Source organism: Ulvibacterium sp. (genome assembly GCF_965228935.1).
In the GTDB taxonomy this organism is placed as follows: Bacteria; Bacteroidota; Bacteroidia; order Flavobacteriales; family Flavobacteriaceae; genus Ulvibacterium.
The window spans coordinates 3,098,542-3,119,992 of sequence record NZ_OZ245846.1 but is presented as its reverse complement, the minus strand read 5'-3'; the positions used below and the strand labels follow the sequence as shown (position 1 = coordinate 3,119,992).

18 protein-coding genes are annotated in these 21,451 nt (G+C 44.6%); 6 read left to right on the top strand and 12 right to left on the bottom strand.

Annotation, left to right across the window (positions count from 1 at the left end; all coding sequences use genetic code 11):
• Nucleotides 1-5 precede the first annotated feature (5 nt).
• From ACO06Y_RS13085 to ACO06Y_RS13045, 9 genes are all read right to left on the bottom strand, one after another.
• Nucleotides 6-3,728 carry a hypothetical protein gene (locus ACO06Y_RS13085; RefSeq protein ID WP_422079425.1) on the bottom strand — a complete coding sequence of 1,241 codons (3,723 nt, stop codon included), beginning with the start codon at nucleotides 3,726-3,728 and terminating at the stop codon, nucleotides 6-8.
• Between the two features lie 58 nt (nucleotides 3,729-3,786).
• Nucleotides 3,787-4,626 (bottom strand): hypothetical protein, encoded by an 840-nt coding sequence (locus ACO06Y_RS13080; protein WP_422079424.1) that lies wholly within the window; start codon nucleotides 4,624-4,626, stop codon nucleotides 3,787-3,789.
• A gap of 6 nt (nucleotides 4,627-4,632) precedes the next feature.
• Nucleotides 4,633-6,033 (bottom strand): fibronectin type III domain-containing protein, encoded by a 1,401-nt coding sequence (locus tag ACO06Y_RS13075; protein WP_422079423.1) that lies wholly within the window; start codon nucleotides 6,031-6,033, stop codon nucleotides 4,633-4,635.
• Nucleotides 6,034-6,280: 247 nt separating this feature from the next.
• Nucleotides 6,281-6,541 (bottom strand): hypothetical protein, encoded by a 261-nt coding sequence (locus tag ACO06Y_RS13070; RefSeq protein WP_422079422.1) that lies wholly within the window; start codon nucleotides 6,539-6,541, stop codon nucleotides 6,281-6,283.
• A 173-nt stretch (nucleotides 6,542-6,714) separates the two neighbouring features.
• Nucleotides 6,715-8,118, bottom strand: a complete 1,404-nt coding sequence (locus tag ACO06Y_RS13065) for a fibronectin type III domain-containing protein (RefSeq protein ID WP_422079421.1) — start codon at nucleotides 8,116-8,118, stop codon at nucleotides 6,715-6,717.
• A gap of 67 nt (nucleotides 8,119-8,185) precedes the next feature.
• A complete protein-coding gene (locus ACO06Y_RS13060) occupies nucleotides 8,186-8,425 on the bottom strand; it encodes a hypothetical protein (RefSeq protein WP_422079420.1) in 240 nt (79 codons plus the stop codon).
• Nucleotides 8,426-8,436: 11 nt separating this feature from the next.
• Entirely contained in the window at nucleotides 8,437-9,420 is a 984-nt protein-coding gene (locus ACO06Y_RS13055) for a hypothetical protein (RefSeq protein ID WP_422079419.1), read from the bottom strand.
• Nucleotides 9,421-9,660: 240 nt separating this feature from the next.
• The gene (locus ACO06Y_RS13050) at nucleotides 9,661-9,975 is read right to left on the bottom strand and encodes a hypothetical protein (RefSeq protein ID WP_422079418.1); all 315 of its coding nucleotides are present in this window, start codon (nucleotides 9,973-9,975) and stop codon (nucleotides 9,661-9,663) included.
• A gap of 171 nt (nucleotides 9,976-10,146) precedes the next feature.
• Complete coding sequence (locus ACO06Y_RS13045) at nucleotides 10,147-11,151, bottom strand: hypothetical protein (protein WP_422079417.1); 1,005 nt, start codon at nucleotides 11,149-11,151, stop codon at nucleotides 10,147-10,149.
• A 516-nt stretch (nucleotides 11,152-11,667) separates the two neighbouring features.
• Here ACO06Y_RS13045 and ACO06Y_RS13040 point away from each other — a divergent pair.
• From ACO06Y_RS13040 to ACO06Y_RS13015, 6 genes are read left to right on the top strand one after another with little or no spacing between them, the layout of a single operon-like run.
• On the top strand, nucleotides 11,668-12,081 hold the full coding sequence (locus ACO06Y_RS13040) for a type IV pilin-like G/H family protein (protein ID WP_422079416.1): 414 nt from the start codon (nucleotides 11,668-11,670) through the stop codon (nucleotides 12,079-12,081).
• On the top strand, nucleotides 12,078-12,563 hold the full coding sequence (locus ACO06Y_RS13035; protein WP_422079415.1) for a hypothetical protein: 486 nt from the start codon (nucleotides 12,078-12,080) through the stop codon (nucleotides 12,561-12,563). The genes ACO06Y_RS13040 and ACO06Y_RS13035 overlap by 4 nt, the downstream gene beginning before the upstream one ends.
• Nucleotides 12,560-13,978 (top strand): GspE/PulE family protein, encoded by a 1,419-nt coding sequence (locus tag ACO06Y_RS13030; RefSeq protein WP_422079414.1) that lies wholly within the window; start codon nucleotides 12,560-12,562, stop codon nucleotides 13,976-13,978. The genes ACO06Y_RS13035 and ACO06Y_RS13030 overlap by 4 nt, the downstream gene beginning before the upstream one ends.
• Entirely contained in the window at nucleotides 13,975-16,143 is a 2,169-nt protein-coding gene (locus tag ACO06Y_RS13025) for a type II secretion system protein GspD (protein WP_422079413.1), read from the top strand. The genes ACO06Y_RS13030 and ACO06Y_RS13025 overlap by 4 nt, the downstream gene beginning before the upstream one ends.
• A gap of 23 nt (nucleotides 16,144-16,166) precedes the next feature.
• Nucleotides 16,167-17,354, top strand: coding sequence for a hypothetical protein (locus ACO06Y_RS13020; RefSeq protein WP_422079412.1), 1,188 nt, complete (start codon nucleotides 16,167-16,169; stop codon nucleotides 17,352-17,354).
• Nucleotides 17,338-17,850 carry a hypothetical protein gene (locus ACO06Y_RS13015; RefSeq protein WP_422079411.1) on the top strand — a complete coding sequence of 171 codons (513 nt, stop codon included), beginning with the start codon at nucleotides 17,338-17,340 and terminating at the stop codon, nucleotides 17,848-17,850. The genes ACO06Y_RS13020 and ACO06Y_RS13015 overlap by 17 nt, the downstream gene beginning before the upstream one ends.
• Before the next feature lie 110 nt (nucleotides 17,851-17,960).
• Here ACO06Y_RS13015 and ACO06Y_RS13010 read toward each other — a convergent pair whose 3' ends face one another.
• The 3 genes from ACO06Y_RS13010 to ACO06Y_RS13000 are packed head-to-tail and all read right to left on the bottom strand — an operon-like array spanning nucleotide 17,961 to nucleotide 21,451.
• Nucleotides 17,961-19,661 carry an ABC transporter transmembrane domain-containing protein gene (locus ACO06Y_RS13010; RefSeq protein WP_422079410.1) on the bottom strand — a complete coding sequence of 567 codons (1,701 nt, stop codon included), beginning with the start codon at nucleotides 19,659-19,661 and terminating at the stop codon, nucleotides 17,961-17,963.
• Nucleotides 19,662-19,670: 9 nt separating this feature from the next.
• Entirely contained in the window at nucleotides 19,671-20,993 is a 1,323-nt protein-coding gene (locus tag ACO06Y_RS13005; protein WP_422079409.1) for a DCC1-like thiol-disulfide oxidoreductase family protein, read from the bottom strand.
• Complete coding sequence (locus tag ACO06Y_RS13000; protein ID WP_422079408.1) at nucleotides 20,990-21,451, bottom strand: hypothetical protein; 462 nt, start codon at nucleotides 21,449-21,451, stop codon at nucleotides 20,990-20,992. Before ACO06Y_RS13000 ends, ACO06Y_RS13005 begins: the two co-directional genes overlap by 4 nt.

Genomic DNA, 21,451 nt, shown 5'->3' with positions numbered 1-21,451 from the left:
GATTATTAGTTGGTATCGGGTTGGCCTATATAATGGTACAGGTAGTCGGTAACCGGATGCTGTAGATCGTCCCTTACCGTTTTTAACCTTCGGAGCCCATCATATTCATAATGCATGATGTAGCCCCTGGGGTCCGTAATGGAGGTAACACCTATCAGGGGTTCATATACAAAGGTGGTAATCATGAACTCGGGGTGGCTACCACGCAAACCATCGATGTATGAAAGGTGTGTTTCATCGAGGTTCTTTACGTCCACTCCGGTAGTTATGGTCAGTCCCGGAATTGTAGGCAAGGCGGCGGCCAGATCATCATAGGAAGCGTTTTCTATTTTTGCTATGGGGTAGGTATTGTTATACCCCCATATATAACTTATATCGATTCCATTTTCCTTGCGGACCTCCAGGGGTTTGCCCTCTAGATAATCTAGATATTGCAGCCTCGGCTCCACGGTGGCATTACCTTTGGAAATGGCCGTAGTAACCGGTCTTAGGGTCTTTAATACAACAGGTGTGCCCGAATCGTCGTACGTACCGAACTGACCATATTCGTTTCTTTGAACGGACAATACTTCCCGCTGGGATGTTGGCGCGGGACCTATCCTGGTCTGTACCGTTTGTATTGGGGTAGCGATCTGGTGCTGTGCATCGGATCCCAAGTCTTGAATCGCGCCAAAATCCGTCAGTGGCCCGCCCTCGTTCAGGGAAGTGGCACTGGAAATATCGTTCGGATAATAAATCTTGGTTTCCAAAAAGGAACCGTCGTTCTGGGAAACCGTGGTTTTGGTACGTTGCCAATGGGACGAGTTATTCTCATAGGCGAACTCCTGAGTGGTGACCACTGGGTTGTTTCCCTGTTCGTCGAACACCCTTTCCGTTATCCCGGTCTGCTGGATCAGATTGGAATAATGGGGGTATAACTGAATTTGAAATTCCTCACATACATATAGGGGAGCATTGATCACATTGGGGTGCGAGAAGGGAATTTCACGACTTGCACTAATGATATAATCGGTATTGGTATACAGATCGGATAGGGAAAAGCCCGTAGCATCAATCCCATTGATCTCATAATCGTGTTCCGTTTCCCTGATTTTCACATACCCCCCCAGGTCTGTTTTTTTGTAGACCTCCTCTGTTTTTAGGAGTCCGTTGTGCGGTACCCGTATCGGGGGATATTGGTAGTTGTCGTCTACATAATCGATATTGGTAAAGGCCCTAAAGGTATCCTCTTCATTGTAGAATTTTTTAATGGTCTTGCCATTGTCCCCATCCGTACCCTCGGAGGTTACCTCTACCTGATCATAACCCACATAGCTGCCGGCATCCTTTGAAAAGGCATTATGGGATGCGGCCGAGCCCACAATCACCGGTAGCGCATTCGGGGCATACCCCCCTCCTACAAAATCGGTGACATAATAGGAGACCTTATGACTCGTAAAATAGTTGGGCATGGTCTTGATCCTACCATAGGACCGTTCTACCTGTACGCCATTATCATCGGCGAAGTAATGATAGTTATAGTTTGTTTTTGTGGCCTGTACGCCACTATTGTCCTTCTCCGTAAGGGATTTTACGCGTAGGCCACCACCCACGGAATACTGCCGGGTATCATCAACAACCTCGCCTTCAAACTCATATCTTACCAAGGTCTGTCCGTAGAGTTGACCTTGCATATCATCAAAATAGACCTCCAGTGTATACTCGCTATCCGTAAGGTTGTAGTAGGATGTAGGATTTCCATAATTCCAGAATTCCTCGAACTCAAAAGCGATTGCTGGGGAACCGGCATCATCACAATTGGGATCCGTATTGGTATACCCGCAAGGGTCATAATTGCTCCAAAGTGTATTGCCCATACTGGAAGGAATATGCTGTCTATGGACCTCATATCCATTGGAATCCTTGAGCAGTACTACAATGTTATCCTGAAAATGGGAAGTGGTGATATTCGGTTTGGGCAAAGGATCCGTGGGATCACTGCCGCGGTTCCAGCCCCGAATGGTAATCCCATAAAAAAGTTTAAGGGTAGCATTGGGATTGGGCCTTAGGGTAATGGAACTACTGGGAGTACTTTCATTGGCCTCAACAAAATCCTGAACTAGAACGGTAGGGGCGTTTATGGTGCCCGTGAGGTTACTATTGGCCATAAAGGTGTTCAGTTCATAATCGAATTCGGTACTTCCCCCCGTGGGATAGGTAATTTCCCTTAGACTGAACAATTTTGCGAAGTTGTTATCCGGTATGCGGTTGGCCGGATTGAACTGATTAAAAACCAATGGGCTACTTTGTGCCGTGACATCCGGATTTCGTATCTGCGGTATGAAGGATTGAGAGTTTACAGCATAGTTATAAAAGCCCCAATAATCCTGTGCCATAGATGTTTTGTTTGGAACGATGAAAGCGTTGTGATATGCGAAATGATGTTTTTCGATGCCGTTCTTGGTGATTCCATCCAATCGAAGACGGAGGTTAATGTCCGGCATTCCATCGTCCAAAGCGCCAATGGTTTGGCCAAAATCCCCATTTTGCAAGGATATTTCGGAATAATCATACGACCTTTCCGTACCAAAATAGGAGTAGTTGAAATCAAAACTATAGACTACAGTAAGGTCCTCGTTGATCACCTGTAGATTTTGGAGGTAGTGGCCATTAACGTCTTTTCTCGCATCAGGGGGATTATTTGGCCCAGGTACTCGTTCCGGTGAATAATTGAACCGTACTTTTCGATCTCTGAATTTGATCTCGGTCAATAATACGTCCTCTATTTCCGTTTCGGGACCGGCAGCTTCTTGATAACCCGGATTTCCCGGTGTTCCCTGATCTATGGGGACGGAATAGGTTTGGGTAAAGGAACGCAAGGGTTTCAGCTTTCGTGTCGTGGTCAAGTCATCTTTCTTCTTGCTATATTCAAGTTCTATGATGTTTCCTGCGGTATCCCTTATTTCCGTAAGGAACCAGGTAGAAATATAACTGTCCAAGTCTATACTGTGATTTGGAAAAGAGGTTACTGCTGTTTCGTTAAATGTATATTGAAATCCATCTTCGGTAATGATCTTAAAATATGCTTCGTTACCATCTTGGATCCATTTGACATCAATCCCCTTTTTATTAACCAGATGTACATCAACCCCTAAACCGTCTTTCTTGAAATAAAACGATCCGGAATAGCCATTGAAATTAAAGTGAAAGGTATCCGGCATAAGATCTTCGTAGATTTCCACCGGACCGGTTGGGATATCGAATGTTGTTAGGCTATTGTTGACATAGAATTTACACTGCGAATTATCGGTTACCCCGTTTACAAAAGCACCCGTATCCGGATTAAAATGGCCCGTTCCATCTAGGGGTACATCTGGATGTTCACGTGTATTCGAAGGGGCCAACCATCCATTGCCTGTCTCGAAATCATCCCTATCGTTAATGGTCCGCGTTATGGCCCCTCCCGCATTCAAGGCCCATCCCAGGCCTACAATACCGGACTCTTCCGTAACCTGGATACCCCCTGTATGGTAATTGAGGGAAATGGGCAGGGAGATTTCCCCTTCGTTGACCGTATAGAGCGGAATGGATACGTTGGGCAAGCCGCTATATTCATTTACCGGAGTAATAACGGATTTAAAAAGTGAAGCTACATTGGGGTGGGAAGGTACTACCCGTTTATGTTCTACCTGTGCGTTTACTGTAAACACCACAAGCATAAGGACTGCGAATAAGGGAATGCTTTTCATGATATATCGTTTATAATGTATGATTTGGGTTGTTGTAATCTACCTATTGGGTTTTAGGCTAGTTTTCCAGTTTTAAAATTCTTTTTTCCAATTGGAGGATATATAACATCTGTTCCTCTATTTTCTCCAGGAGCAGTTTGTTCATCTCCCCCAGATCTATACCGTTGGCCTGCACCTTGGCCGCCGAGGGGATATTGATCAGATGGCCTTTTTCCCGGATGTGTCTTTCTACCTCTTCTAAAGTGGGCAAATCGTAGCCTTCAGCAAAGACATAATCTGCCCACCCGGTTTCCACCTTTACTTCCTCGGCCCGGATTTTTCCTTTTACGGCAAGTCTGTAACTCCCAATATTTGTGGTTCCAATGCCCATACTTTCATTGACTGATAGAGATTCCACACTTTGACTAGAGTCCTGTCTTTGGCCATCCAGACTACTCCATACCTGGGTATATCCCGTAGGTGGTTCCTCGTAGGTCCAGTGTTCAGTGGCACATGTTCTTTTATAGTCAAAAAGCGCATAATGGGAATAGTTACTTTGCCAAAACCACAGATAATGCCAACCTTGGGCATCCGTATAGACACGCCATTCGATTCTGCTTGGGTCTGTAACCGGTCTGCTTGCGGCATCACCGAATTCTTGCAATAGGGGTTTTATACCTCCCCTACTTCCAAATGAAAAAATAGCATAATATTGTTGGGTGCCACTTTGACCATAATCAGTTTGTATATTCAAAGAGCCAGAAAAACTAGAGCATTCACTACCCCCAATAGGGTTTTGGTTTTGGATTCTAGCTATCTTGACCCATCGGCCCGAGCTAGTTGCGCCCAACTCTTTTTCCGTTGCGAACATGGAAATGTACATCAAAAGGAAAATCACTAGGAAGAGTTCTTTTTTCATGTTGCCTTACTTTAGGGATTTGTGTAATTTTTTCTTTATTTCTTTAATCTCTCCTTCGAGATATTCAAGCCTCTCGATTTTCTTTTCTTGATGGAGAATATAAAGCGTCAACTCCTCGATCTTCTCCAGGAGCAGTCTGTTCATCTCCCCGAGTTCTATACCGTTGGCCTCTACCTCGGCCGTGGAAGGGATATTGATCAGATGGCCTTTTTTCTTTATGTGTTCTTCGACCTCCTCCAGAGTAGGCAGGTCATAGCCCTCCGTAAAGACATAATCGGCCCAGCCGACAAGGTCTACCTTGACCTCCTTGGTATGGACCGTACCGTCCACTGCCAGGCGGTAATTGGCCTGCGCCGTAGTCCCGATGCCTACGTTGCCCGTAGTATAGTTGATATCGTTACCTGAAGTGTTCCAGACGGTACCTCCGCCGCCCGAACTGTTCGTGGTTACCGACATGGCATTGCTAGCCGGACTTTCATTACCTGCGGCATCTAGGGCCGTAGCCGTAAAATTGTAGCTCGTGCCAGCGGTAAGACCGGTCACCTGGTAAGTACTTACATTACCCAAAGTAGCTTCCAATACTCCGTCCTTGTATATTCTATAACCGGTGACGGCGGTATCGTCCGTAGCACCGGACCAGCTGAGATCCGCAGTACTGTCGGTCTGGCCGGTACTGGCCAAGGTGGGCGCCGAAGGGGCCTGGGTATCCGAACCGCCGCCAAGGCCCAACAGGTCTTGTACCGTTGGCTCCTGGCCGTTGACTTCGTAGAGGGTGGGGTTCCAAAGATACAGCTCGCCATTCCCGGTGTCGTTGCCCCATAAAATAGCCTCTTCCCGAATAGTTACTACGGTGGCCCCAAACTTGTAATCGAGCAACGACCCGACCACGGTACCATCGGTGGCGTATAGGGCCCCTAAATGTGTAGTGGAGGTCTCGTTGCTCTTACGCATATAGCCTACCAAGAGGTACCAGGTATCCAAGGCAGGAAGGTCGGCGCTATGAAACCAGGAAGTACTACTGGCGCTTCCATCAAGGTTTAGGCTTACCTCCTGGGAGGCACTATCATTGGCCTCGAAGCCGAACAGTTCGTGCCCGTCATGGGAAATGATCTTTTTCATCCATACCGTGAACCGGTAGGTCTTGGTATGGTCAATATTGATAAAGTTCCCCCTCCATCCGCCGTCCTGACCTCCGTTCCCGCTGGGAACGGCCTTCCAGATCACACTAGTACCACCAAGGGCGTCGGTGCCCATTATCCGCTCATTTTCGGAAGCATCGTTCTGGTAGGCGTTAAAACCGCCGACCGAGCCGGTTCCCACCGTCCAGATAGAGGTATCCAAAATATTGGTCTGGGCAAAGGAAAACGCCCCTATCAACAGCAAGGAAAATTTTAGCATTGATTTCATTTTCTATTTTTTTAAGGGGTTTATTTCGTCAATTAAATAGTGTATGGTCTTTTGTTGTTCAATTGTATACAGCGTCAACTTTTCGATCTTCTCCAGTAGCAACTTGTTCATTCGACCAACCTCTATAGCGTTGACCTCCACTTCCGCTGCGGAAGGGATGTTGATCAGATGACCCGTTTTCTTTTTTTCAAGTTTTTCATATGCTTTGTCTTTTCACATCATTCCAGGATATACCCGTTCAACTCCTTTAACTACTTGTGGCCATCTCTTTATCCCGTATTCCCGGTATACACCATCCGGGTATATGGAAGCCGCCCACCATAGTGACCGATATCGTATTGTCCAAAGAAGAAAAATCATTGGAAGGGCCGTCCAAATGAAAATTGCTTTCACTTGTACCGGATACGGTATTACTGAGGTTCGAGGTATCGATCCGGAGGAGGTCCGGAATCGCAAAGAAGGAAATCGTAGGACATACGGGGGCATGTCCGGCGGGGGAAGCTTTCATATCAAGTAGGTTAGATCTGGGTTTGGTACTCGTTTATTTTAACGCTATTTCATGTATATTTTATGTAAGATTTATAATTCAAATTTATAGATCATATTCTATATCAACAAATTATTCCCGGACTTTTCGATGAAGTGCAATCCATTTTAACATGCTACTGGAAACATCATAATTTACTGCTCTTTTTCGCTCTTCAATTCCTGGATTTCCCTATCCATTTTCAGAATATATAAGGTGAGTTCCTCGATCTTTTCCAGGAGCAGTTTGTTCATTTCCCCCAGTTCTATCCCGTTGGCCTGCACCTCGGCCGCCGAAGGGATATTGATCAGGTGGCCTTTCTCTTGGATGTGCTTTTGCACTTCTCCCAATGTAGGAAGTTCATAACCCTCCGTAAAGACATAATCGGCCCAACCGACAAGGTCTACCTTGACCTCCCTGGTATGGATCGTACCGTCCACGGCCAGGCGGTAATTGGCCTGGGCCGTAGTCCCGATACCCACATTGCCTACTATATAATCGATATCGTTCCCGGAAGTGTTCCATACGGTCTGACCTCCACCGCCCGAACTGTTTGTGGTCACTGACACCGAATTACTGACCGGACTTTCATTACCTGCGGCATCCAGGGCCATAGCCGTAAAATTGTAGCTTGTACCGGCGGTAAGGCCGGTGACTTGGTAGGTGCCGATATTGCCCAACGAAGCTTCCAATACCCCATCCTTGTAAATTCTGTAGCCGGTAACATCGATATCGTCCGTAGCCCCTGTCCAGCTTAGGTCCACCGTAGTATCGGTCTGGCCCATGCTTGATAAGGTAGGGGCAGTTGGGGGTTGGGTATCCCCCCCACCCGAGATCCCGGTCAAGATCTCCATCAAGGGTTTTTCGTTACCATTAACCTCCTCCAGACGGGGAGCATAAGTGTATAGGTCATCTCCGACCCCGCAGCTCCATAGGGAAGTCATAATCCTTGTATTCAAAGTACTCTCCGAGGCGGGTAGTTTGTAACTTGTGATGGAATAAGATGGGTTGGGCAGATTGCCCGAAACCACGAGGGAGGGGTCGTAGATACCCCCCAATTCAGTTCCCGTATAATCATCGGGATGTAGGTAGGCCACTGCCAAGAACCATTTGTCATTGATAAGGGCAACATTACTGAATTTTGGCCAGTCACCGATGACACCATCAAGTCTTTCATATTGCGTAAGCCGCTGCCCATCGGATCCCTTGTAACCGAAGAACCCGATGCCATCGTTGCAATTATTGGAACCTTCGCTCCTGACCCAATAAGTGATGCGATAGGTTTTGTTCGTAGATAGGACCACTCCGTTGTGAATCATCCCACCGTTTAGGCCATCAGTTGCATCGGGCTTGGCTTGCCATGCCACCACGTTTTGCCCATAGGGACCCAAAATGTCCACGCGGTGATTCATATTATCAGGGCCGTATCCATGGTAATTGGTTGTTGGGCCGCTTGTGCCGGCCACCCAATCGTCCATATTGACCAGATTTTGGGCAGACACGATTTGGAGACAAAGCAAGCTAGAAAGGCTAACAATTATTTTATAGGTAACTTTCATTTCTCTATTTTTTTAAGTGGTTTGTTTCATGGATTACTGTTGTACGGCCTTTTTTGTTCAAGGGTATTTATGAGCTAATAAGCTCTCTATCTGCTCTATGGGATGCATCGGGTTTTGACATCCAAAGAACTCTTGAATTGTCTTGGAAATCTATCCCCAAGACCTGTTCATTTTCCTTTTCCGAACTATAATCGGTAAGACCATTTGTTGAACTTGAACCTACAGTCCAGGCAGAAGCATCCAAGAGGTCGGTCTTGCCAAAAGTCAGCGTTAAAAACACCAAAAGAGCAAATACGGTTTTCTTCATTGCATTAATCTTTAGTCTATACCATTGCTTTCCAATGCTTTTATCCTGTCTTCAAGACCTTGTAAATCCTTTATCTTTTTTTCCTGATTTAGAATATAAAGGGTCAACTCCTCTATCTTCTCCAACAACTTCATATTCATAATCCCGAGCTCTACCCCGTTCTCCTCCATTTCTTGGGCGGAGGGGATATTAGGTAGATGCCCATGTTCTTGGATATGTTTTTGCACTTCTTCAAGGGTTGGGAGCGTGTAATCCTCAGAGAATACATAATCCGGCCAGTCGCCGCTGAGCTGAACCTTGACCTCCTCACTGATGACCTTTCCGTCCACGGCCAAGCGATAACCATTCGGAATGGTGGACGTACCTATGCCCACATTGCCAGCTGCATAGTTGATATTGGCTCCCACATTATTCCAAAGACCCAATGCGCCAACACCTAACAGAGACTCGTAAGGGGAGGTCGCTTCGGGATGGATAAAGTAAATCTCCGAAAGTCCCATACGACCATTGGTTCCGGTAGCCTCATAAAATGTAAAACGAAGCTTGGTAAAGCTTCCATCCGGTAGTGCCACTGAAAAGTCATGACCTCCCGTATAGTTTTGGGTGGAATAATCAGCTAACACTTTCCATGAATTTGGTTGACTATGGGAATCATAGCCCTCTATTTTAAAACGACTAGGGTACCAATACCTGGTGGTCCATCCAACCCACGCCCCAGCTTGGATATGCGCGTCGGGTAGATCCTCAATAAGAATCACCGTAGGATCCAAGTCGGAGGGACTGGCAATTGGATAATTCGGAATCAAGGTTCCATCGAAAAGAAGCGGTAGGTTAAATACTGCTGAACCCGTTTGGGATACCACATACCGAGTATCCGAATTAAACAAAATATTGTATTCCAAACCCACGGGATTGCGATTGGTTGAGAACTCTTGGGCGCTCAATACGTTAATAGCTAAAAGGACAAAGCCTAATAAGGACAAACTTTTTTTCATGGTATTGTAGTTTAATTGGTTTTAGATAATGCATAAAAACAGAGGAGGTTTGGTTGCTAGTACATATTTCATGGTTCTCGCAGTAGATTAAATTATGTTTGAGGTCGATATTGACTATTATATAAGGTTTGTCATGTGGTCTTGTTTACTTCGAAACCTTTCCGACACAGTTTGGCGAACGGCAGTTTCTTAAAAATAAAATGGTCATAAACTCAGCAACTTTTGATCAAATTTTGTTTTTCAATGCTTGGTTTTTTTATCGATTTCCATGACATGGAGGGTAAGTCCCCCCCTATCTTTTCCAAGAGTAGTCCTTTTATCTGCAGGTCGAATACCCTTAATCCGAAATTGACCAACCTCACCTGCCTTAGCCACGGTTAGCTCGTTGTTCCAGTAGGGTAAATCATTGGAGGAGTTTTCCAAATGAAAATTCCTTTCATTTGCACTGAATAGGGCATTACATAAATCCGAGGTATCGGTTCTAGGAAAATCGGGGACAGCAAAGAAAAGAATTGCACGACATACGGGAGCATGTCCGCCAGGGGAAGCTTTCATATCAAGTAGGTTAAATTTGGGTGTTGTATTTAAATTTCTTTATGCTTTCATTTAATATTTATCGTAAGATTTACCTTATAAAATTTAAGGCATTTTCTATTAAAACCAAAAATTTCCGACCTTTTCGATGAAAAGTAAAATCTTTAAAAAACAGGATAAGGAATCCCATACCTACCGTTGGTCTCTCCCAATTAAAAACTCTATTTCCTGTTGTTGTTTTGCGTTTTCTTTTTTTAACTCAATCATATACAACGTTAACTCCTCGATTTTCTCCAACAACTTCATGTTCATGATTCCAAGTTCTATACCATTCTCCTCCATTTCTTGGGCGGAGGGGATATTGGGCAAATGTCCCTTTTCATGAATATGTTCCTGTACCTCCTCCAAGGACATAAGGTCATAGCTTTCCTTGAAGACATAGTCCGGTCCCGGAACAGAAAGATCCACCTTTACCTCTTCCGCATGGATATTTCCCTTTACACTGAGTTTGGAATCGGGAATTGTTGTACCGATTCCTAAATTACCATTGGCCGTCATGGTCATCACTTGTGTCGTATAGTTCCTCCAAGAAAATAGGGGCCTGGACTGAATGGGTCCATTTGCTCTTCTTGCACCAAAAATTACGAGGGCATCGGAACCGTTATCATTGGTATCATCGGTTTCTCCCTCTAGGAATAAAACAGCTCTATTGTCACTAACATGTATTCCTTTAATTGCAGGTATAAATTGTCCGGGAGCTCCGGTAGCATTAAATATCCTAAAATAATCACCAGGCGCATCAGAAATTCTCATCTGCACAAAGCCTTCGGTTTGCCCTGTATGGGAAATAGCATCAATAAGATATGTTGGATTGGTGGTTCCAACACCAATTCTATTCATGACCATTAGATTTTTCTCAAGCTGAAAATCCCCGTCAGTACTCATTGCAGCGACCGGGTTCGCCCCTAAAACTCCCCAGGTCCATCCTCGACCTACAGTATTACTCATATTCATTTTTATGCTATAATCAGTGACCGGGCCATATTTGTATTCAGCTGAATTGCCCATGTGAATTTTGAAGTTGTCATTTCCGTTCCATAAGCGGAATCCATTCCCATTACCGGATACGACGTCATAATGGGTCTGCGCATTACCGACAGTGGCGAAAAGCACAAATGTTGCGAACATTAATCTCATAATTCTATAATTTGATTCCAATTTTACAAAGGAAAGAATACGCTTTACGACTTTTGATTTATCTGTCTTCATAGTTCCTCTATCATTAGCCCTTAGCCAGTATAAAAATTTTGCCAAGACTGTAAAACCGGTAACTTATTTTTCCGAAGAAAGCTTGGGAAAGCATTTTTCATTGGTTGCACGTACCACACAAAAAAGTTCGAACTATTGATTCGGAAAAAACTGGAAACCGCAAGGAAAACTATAACAAGACGGCCAAGAGCATGTCTACGGGGGGAAGCTTTCATATCAGGTAGGTTTGATTTGGGTTTTACTTAAAATTAATACTACTATTCTTACTTATATAATATGTATTAAACCTCAAATAAATAAACTTTATTCTATAAAATCAAATGATCTTAGATTTATTCGATGAACTACAAATAATATTAACATCATCATAATTTCTTTTCTTTCCTATAATAATATCTCCATTTTTCTGTTATTATCCTACCAGAATCTAAATCCCCTTAACCTATGAAGAGCCCTATTCTAAAAAGAAAGATCCCGGCCTTAAATTTACAGGAAACCCTTATTGTACTGGCCATTATCGGTATTTTGCTACTATTGGCATTGCCCAATTTAATGCCGTTGATCTCCAAGGCAAAGAGTGTTGAGGCTCAGACCCAGCTCAAGGCCATTTACAATGCCCAGACCACGCATCGTTATATGTACAGTAAATTTACTACGGATTTTAACGAGCTTGATTTTGAAGCGCCCAGAACCGTGAAGGAAAATGGAACGGCAAATTATCAGTACACCATTACAAGTGCCAGTGATGCCACTTTTAAGGCCCGGGCGGAAGCCATTACCGACTTCGATGGAGACGGTATCCTCAATGTCTGGGAAATAGACGAGAACGGCAACCCCAAACAAATTGTAAAGGATTGATGGTACTCCTAAAGATTTTGGCCGTTGCGATATGCGGGGCCATTGCCTATCAGGACATAAAGGATAGAATGGTCATATGGATCGCTTTTCCCATGATGGCCCTAGTCCTTACCCTTATCCATGCGGCAAGCTCTGGATGGGAACAGGTATTCTGGTTTTCGATCACAAACTTGCTCTTGGTCAGCGGGGTTCTGTTACTGCTTTTTCTATATACTAGATTTTTTAGTAAGAAAAAGTTTCTGAATACCAGTTTAGGCCTTGGGGATATCCTATTCTTTTATGCATTTTCTTTTGGATTTCCCACGCTTACCTTCGTTATTCTGTTTGTAGGATCCCTACTATTTTCCCTTTTTCTCTTCCTTTCGTTGAAATCCGTTCAGCATATGGAAACGGTGCCTTTGGCAGGGTACATGTCCCTGTTCCTTATAGGAACGATGGCCTTAAGCTTTTTTATAAAAACCCCCAACCTCTATCAACTATGATGTTAAACGATTCGCACATTCCCCCGATACTGCGGCAACGTATTTCCCCGGAACAAGCTTTTCACTACCGTATTGTCCCCGTTGAGGATACGGCACAAGGTCTTGTTTGCAAAACCGATAATACGGTCCTGGAACAACTTTTGTCGGAACTCGAAATTGTCCTGGATACCCCAATTATCTTGGAAAAATGTGAACAGGAAGAATTACAAAGGCTCTTGACCACCAACTACAGACAGCATAAATCCTCAGGGGCCGATAGCCTACACTACTCCACCGATTTTTTGGAACAACTTTTGGCCAGTGCCAAAAATATCGGAAGTAGCGATATTCATTTTGAACCTTACGAAAAACGATGTAGGGTTCGTTTCCGGTTGGACGGGAAGCTAATAGAGCAATACAGTATTACCTTGGACGAGTATCCGACCATAGTCAACAAAATAAAGATCAAGGCAGATCTGGACATCGCGGAAAAGCGATTGCCCCAAGATGGGCGTATCACCATCAAGGCAGGTGATGATGAATTCGATATTCGGGTATCTACCTTGCCCACACTTCATGGCGAGAAACTGGTACTACGAATCTTGAGCAAGGATGCCTCCCTCATTGATCTGAACGGTCTGGGGTTCTCGGAAAAAGAACTGTCCGTTTACCGGGAAGGGCTTCGTCAGCCCAGTGGTATTATCCTTATATCGGGTCCTACGGGGTCAGGGAAAACTACCACCTTATATGCCACATTAAAGGAACTGAATACGGTAGAAGAGAACATATTAACCTTGGAAGATCCCATAGAATATACCTTGGAAGGGATAAATCAGGTACAGCTAAAGGAAAGTATTGGGCTGGACTTTATGCGGACCCTAAAAACATTCTTGAGACAGGATCCGAATATCATCATGATCGGCGAGATCCGGGACGTGGATACGGCCAACATAGCCATACGTGCGGCCCAAACCGGGCATCTTGTTCTATCCACAATACACACCAATTCCGCTTGGGGTACCATTTCAAGGCTTATAGACATGGGCGTCCCCTCCTTCCTGATCGCCAGTACACTAAACATTAGTGTGGCGCAACGTCTGGTACGAAAGCTTTGCAATTCCTGCAAAATGGAATCGGCCGTAGAGCCCGGGCTCTTTCCCCAAAGCTTTAGCATTCCCCAGAACCTAAGAACCCATTTCAAGGCCGTAGGATGCAACACCTGTCACCATACCGGATATTTGGGAAGGAAGGCCGTCTACGAAATCCTTCCCATTACCAAGGAGCTAATGGTTTCCATTAGGGACAACCATATGCACATTGACGATTACCTAACGGACAGGCAAATAGGGACCTTAAAAACCAATGCCATTGAAATGATCCGGCAGGGCATCACTTCCGTTGAAGAGGTATATCCATTATTGACCGACCAATTATGAAACGATTCCTGTACATAGCATTCCTTTTCTTCATTTTTAGGGCGAACGGCCAAGAACCCGACCGCATACAAAACATCCAAAATCATTTGGAGGTGCTGGCCCTTGAAAATTCCGAGCTGAACAAAAGCCTAAAATTGGATATCAATGTTACGAATGTAACCCTACCTAATTTTTTGATAGCAGTATCTAAAGTGCACAACCTCAACCTTACCGTTTCTCCGGATTTGGAAAACGTTACAATTGTAAACAATTTTTCAGAGGTCTCGGTGGCCGACCTTTTGGTGTTTTTATGTAAGGAATACGGACTCACTATCGATTTTACCGGGAATATTTTTTCCGTTAAAAAATATAGCCCGCCCGCACCGGAAGTCCTGGAAAAAAAGATTGGTGTACACTATGAGAAAACGGGAAATTCGATTTCCCTAGATCTTAAAAACGATCCTCTGGGGAAAGCGTTCCGGGCTATTATGGATAGTTCCGGCAAAAATTTGTTATATGCCTCCGGGATGGAAAACAGAAACCTGAGCCTATACCTTTCCAATGTCCCTTTTGATACCGCTATGGAAAAGTTGGCCGAAACCAACGGAATGGCCTATTCCAAATCCAAGGACGGGTTTTATCTTTTTGACACCTTTGCCGAAACCCCTAATGGATCGGGAACGCCTTCAAGAAGGCTCGGAGGCAATAGGCGTCCGTATCAGGTATTGGATACCGTTAACCGGATATTGAACGTTGACCTGAATAATACATCCATAGCATCCATTGTATATGATTTGGCACATGACCTAAAACTGGATATCTATATGGCCACCCCCTTGGAGCAAGCCGGCCATGTGACCTTTACCGCCAAAAATATCCATTTTGATGCTTTATTACGACATATTTTCGAAAGCCAGGAAACCCATTCCCCTGCCCCAGTGGTGCAAAATAGACCGAACAACCAGAACATAAGGCAGAACGGGAACAACCCGCCACAAACAAGTCTGCCCATAAATTTTACCTTTAAAAAAGAAGGCAATATTTATTTCTTTGGAACGGCCGATCAGTTGAGCTTGCGAGAGGTGGAAATCGTACAAATGATGTATCGTTCGGTGGAGCTTTTGGGAGATCCCTCCCAATCCAGTGGTTATCGTTCCTCGGGAAGGACTACCTCGTCCAACATCAGTTTTTTTGGTACCGGTGGAGTCCAAAATAACCAGCAAGGATTCAATACGAACAATAACCGAAGGAGCGTGGACACCCGTTCCCGGAATTTTGATACCTATCAGGACGGTGCCGAGGCCATCGTAAGTATTTTACCCGATGAGCTTAAGGCAGATCTGGATATTCGGGTGGATTATGAACTGAACAGTTTTTTTGTAAGTGGCCCTTCGAGCAATATTGAACGCTTCAAGGAATTTATCAAGGAAATTGACAAACCGGTCCCCGTAGTACTTATCGAGGTCATGATCATCGAGGTCAAGAAGTCCGCCACCGTGGAGACCGGTATTAGCTGGGGAATCGGCGATGCTCCAGTCAATACCCAGGGAAAATTGTTCCCCGAGGCCGATGTTACCTTGGGGGCCAATACGGTAAACAAAATTATAGGAGGTTTTGACGGGTTCGGTTCGTTCAACATCGGACAAGTAGTGCCCGAATTCTTTGCCAACATCAAGGCCATGGAAGCGAACGGGAATCTAAAAATTCGCTCTACCCCCAAACTTTCTACCTTAAATGGGCATCGGGCCAATCTTTCCATTGGGGAGACCACGTATTATGTAGTTACCAATCAAAACTTTTTTGGATCACAGATTCCCACTACTTCCGAAGTGCGTAATTATCATCCCATTGATGCCGAATTGGCCATTAGCATAAAACCCTTGGTCTCCGGTAACGGGCAGGTTACCCTGGATATCAATGTTATCCAATCCGACTTTAGTGGAGAACGCATCGAGGAGGATGCGCCGCCGGGGCTTACGTCCCGAGAGTTTAGTTCCATTGTACGTATGCAAAATCAGGATTTGGCCATTTTAGGTGGATTGGAAGAGAAACTAAAGAACGATACCGGCAATGGGGTTCCGTTTTTGGCCCGTATTCCGGTCATCAAATGGTTATTTAGCCAACGTAGGCGGGAAGATACCAAACAAAAATTGACCATCCTTATCAAACCCACGGTTATCTACTGATGCTAAACCCATGGATAACATATTTGACCGAAGGCACTTCCTATGCAGGACTCGAAATCCATGAAATGGATGGAAAGGAGCATTACCATTATTTGGAGGTGCTCAAAAAAAGAGGGGAACTTCATTTGGTCAAGACTGAACAGTTTGCGGATCTAAAGGAATTATCCAAATCCCTTAAAAAGGGTACACCGTTGTTCCTGTCCATAAATACCTCAAAAACATTGGTGAAGATGGCTCCTAGCTCAGGAACCGAAAATCCCGAGGCACTGGTCCATACCACGTTTCCCAATCTGGACTTGGACAATTTTTATTATGAAGTCGCACAAATCTCCTCAACCCCCATTGTAGCCATTTCCAAGAAGAAATATGTAGATGGCCTTATCAAAGAACTGGAAGAACTGGCATTGGGCATCTTCCATTTTTCATTGGGCATAAGTCCGATGGTCCATAGTGTTCCCTTTATGGAAAACAAGGTCATTACGATTTCAAATTTCGAAATAACCCTGGAAAAGAGAGCTATTCTGGAAATCAGTCCGATAGAACGCTCTGTACGGCAGGATTACCTTATCAATGGATTGGAGCTACCCAATTCCAGTCTTTTGGCCTTCTCCCACGTCTTAGGACATTTGGGAGGTACCACCAACACATCAAATTTTGCGGAAACCAATGGGCGATTCCAGTCGAGCTTCAAAAATCGTAGGGTCTTCGGTTACGGTCTAAAAGCCTCCCTCTCATTTTTTATACTACTTCTACTGATCAATTTTCTAATTTTTGACCACTACCATACCGAAGTAGCCCGTTTAAATTCCGAATTGACCCTGGATAGTTCACAGAAGGAAAATCTAATCCGACTGGAAAATCGGGTAAAGACCAAAAAGGAGCGGGTAGAGACCCTAAAGGCGGTTTCAAACTCCAAATCTACCCTATATCTGGACGAATTGGCAAAGAGTATACCCCCTCTAATCCTATTGGATAGGATAAGCTACCAACCTTTGGATAAGCCCGTTCGGGACTCCAAACCTATACTGTTAAAGCAAAATACGATACTCATCTCCGGTATATCAAAAGACGATACGGAATTTTCAAAATGGTTGGAGCATCTGGAAAAATGGGACTGGATTTCGAGCGTGGAGACCTTGGATTACGATTTTGTAAATACCAATGCCTCTAATTTCACGATTAATATTAGTTTTTATGAAGCTGGACAATAGGAATAAGGTATTGATCATAGGATGTCTTGTGTTGCTCTTTGCGACCTACAAATTGGCCTTATCCAAAACCATGGCCGTCCAAAAGGAACATGGGGATTTGAAATCCAAAAGTATACAGGCCGAGGACATTCCCCTGCAACTTGCGCTCTTGGCCCAAAAAGAAAGGTATTATGATTCGATAATGCAGCAAATGGACATTGGGGATACTTCCGTCCAAAACAATCTTTTACGGACCATTAACGAGCAGGCCAAAATCAGGAATGTAAAGGTAATGGACTTTAATCCTCCACATACCCATATCCTTACCGATCATAAGCAACTTACCCATTCCATTATCTTAAACGGGGGATATACCGATATCCTTCAGGTAGTATATACGTTAGAACAAAAAGGAAGTTTTGGGGATATCGTTCATATGGATTTTGAGAAGAAAAAGGACTACCGTAAACGGAAATCCTTTCTGGAAGCCACCGTTTTTGTGCAACATGTAGAATAGGACTTTCCCTTTGGTAAACCCATCTTTCCCAAATCCTATTCTTTTAAGGAAACTTGTTTGAATCAAATGGTTTGCCGGTATACCTCCACATGGTAAAGGGCTGTTCACAGTTAAGCAGGTCTTAAATGGACAACTTTGCTACCCGGTACGGGCAAAGTATATTTCTGATCGATTTCCAAACCCACAGGGTGGTTACGTGTACTGAATACAACAATAGTACTGGTGGAACGCATCTTGGCCAGAAATGACAGTACCAAACGTTCTGCCGGCCCGTCCAAATGGATAAAGGGCTCATCAATCAATACAATGGGCTTTTGAGTGAGAAAGGCCCGTGCAAATACAAGAAGCCTGTACTGGCCGCGGGAAAGTCGGCAGCCTCCCTCTCCTATAGGGAAATCAAGTGTTAGATTATCAGAGGGTTCCAATTGGTCCAACATATACTGGACCTTTGGGCGTTGTTCGGCCTTTCTGCTATAGGAGATCGCTTCAAAGACCGTATTTCCCAGAAGGGTACACTGATGGTCTACCACTGCAATTTTTCTTCGTAATTCCTTAATTCCAATGGCTTGGATGTCTTGATCATCAATTAAGATTTCCCCGGAATCTACGGGATATGCCCTGCACAGCAATTTCAAAAGAGTAGTCTTACCAGCACCCATGGATCCCTGTATCCAAGTGAGACCAGTGGGCGGTATGAATATATCCAAATAGGGAAAAATCGTATTGGTCTGTCCCGGATAGGCAAAGGAAATTCCTTTTATTTCCAATTGGCCTTGTTTCCATACCAGCCTTTTTTTAGAGGCCGTACCCTTCTCTTTGGGCAACTTAAGGATGTTCGCCAGTTTACCATAGGAAATACTGCCGTTCCGCCAAACGATGCTCACCCGAAAACTCCTGCGAAAAACGGGAATCAGCGTTATCAATAGCAAAAGGGCGATGAAAAAGGATTCGGGATTAACGGTATTCGAAGAAGTGGTCTTTACGTAATGTGTCACCCACATCACCATACCTATTATAAGGTATAGCCCTACTGGAATGACGGCTCCCACTACCCCAACTATCTTTTGATAGCTTTTGCCCAGGTTCAGCAATTTGTCCACACGTTTTTCAAAACGTCCCATCTCCGGTACAAATCGATTAAAGGTTTTAATAGTCCATAGTCCTTGAAGTCGGGTCGAGACAAATTTCAACAAGCCTGATTTGGCATTGCGGCGCTTCACCGAGGCTCCATACAATTTACGATCGAGCAAGTAGGTGATTCCCGCCAAAACAAAAACGGCCCCTAAAACTGTCCACCCTATAGGGCTACCCAGGGAAAAAAACACAAAAAGGGACAGTAGTATTAGGGTCAGGTCACTTACAAACCGTATCATTCCTTTATTGATGAAGGCTTGGATGCTCGTCAAGTCGCCGCTATAGCGCAATAGGTATTTACCCGTCCCTTTATCATCATAAACCGCCATTTCGGTTTGCAGTTGATGGGCAAATAATTTTTTTCTTAGAAAGGCAAGGTGGAGTTCCCCCAAAATTGCTATTCCATAGCGTTCCGCATAATCCAACAGTCCACGTAACAAAACAACGACAAGGAACAGGCTAAAATACCCCTGAAAGGTGGCGAGCCAATCTTCGGGGATAAAATTGAGAAAACGGGCCCTTTGTGATTGGATGCCAAACAGCAGATCATACGACCTTGCTATGTATATGGGCAAAAATACCGCCACCGCCTGAGCGGCCAAACTCACCCCAAAGGTCAGCACTACCCGAATGAGATGTTGGCGTACAAAAGCTCGAATCAAATGAAGGTATCGCATTTTACTCATTTAAAATTCCAAAAATCGCATGCGTTCCTCAGGTGTTGGTATTGGGCATTCGGCCTCCTTACCGAACCATGAATAACGCGAACGTGCCACTACATCGTAAATTCCATTGCGCAGAAATCGAGGTATCCAACGTAATACGTAGGCCGTGTTCCAAGGGAAATCCAAATTCTGGGCAATACGAAGTACTGCATCGCTTTTGGTATAGCTTTGCCCTCCCTCAACTAAAATCAAGGATGATGTTTTCTCCAGCGAAAAATCGGGCCCGAGCATCTTTTGCGCCGTAGCCGATTGAAGCGGTGCAAACCTGAACCGCCCATGACTATCCCGATGCATAACAAACCGGATCCAGGCATTGCAAAGGGAACAAATTCCATCAAAAAAGATAATCGATGTAGCCTTTTCCGATATTTCGTCTCTGTGTCTTCTTTTTCGGAGAAATGTATCCATCCATTTCTCAGGTTCCAGGAACGAAAGGAAAATCAGTCCGGTCATCTGATAAGGAAACCGGATGCCCATAATAAAGAAAATGCCCCAGTGCATCATCCAGGTCAATACCGCCCAAAAGACACCCCAACGTTTTTTAAAAAGGGCCATAGGTGCCCCGACTTCCAAAACTAGGGTAAGGATTCCCATCCCCAAAAAAAGCCATGTGTGTTCATAGATCAAGTTAAAAAGCGGGGCTGTTTCCGCACCAAGAACCGATTTTCTTATGGCATCCACGGCCACCTGCGACCGCATGGCACTACCATTGGCCCACTCCCAAGCCAGGTCACCGGCAATTTTGGCGACACCGGACAAAAAGTAGGCCCCCACCGTAACCACACAAATCAATGCAACAGGCCACCCGTATTGCCAATGGGCCTTTTTTACGGTTCTTCCCTTGCGATGGTTCTTCCAGGAATCCAAGGACAAAGCGTCTGCCGAGGCCACAAAGCCTAAGATCAAAATATGAAGTACCAAGGCATTTCGGTTATGGTAGATCATGGACCATGAATTCCGGTACGTAAAAAACAGAAGGGTCAAAATAGCAAATACAGGACCGGTTATCCGGAATTTCCATCCCAAAATATACAAGACATTCAAAACTATGAGTCCTATGGAAATCCACCAAAACAAGTCAGTCGGCAGGGGATCCTTCATCCAGAACAATAGCCCTACCGGGTCAAAGGCGGATGTGTCCCTGACCATGCGTTGCAACATATCAAATCTCGAAAGCAGATACCATAGGCTAAAACATCCTGTGGCGATCCGTATCAGGGCCAACCGTTTGGGGCTAACTGCCTCGAACCATCTTTTCGCGATAGCATTGATAATCGTCTTCATTGTCTTTCAATTTGATAGGAGGCAATCTTTCTTTCCAATAAGGGAAGGGTATCGTTCCTTAAGAAGTAATTCTCCAAATGAAAGTACCCTTTTACAAGCTCAATTTTGGCCAACCTTTTGTATAGCGATTTGTCCTTTTTGGCAAGGCGTTTCCCCACTTTCTTGAGAAAAGGTCTTCCCCCACCTACTTTATGCGCCTTGTTGATTTGGCGACGTACCTGGTTGAAGCCCCCCGTTCCGGCAATATGGTACGGGAGGCGTTTCTTAGCGCCTAGAGAATCGTATGCCACTACATAATAGAGCCCATAGGTCTCGCCTCTCTTTTTTGAGAACATCGGATAGTAGGACAAAGGAAAGCTGTCCATCGGTTTCTTGATCCAATTCTGAATAATTGGGCACATCACAAGGCTCAACAGTAAACTGCCGATAATAATGGTCTGACGCTTTGTATATCTCAT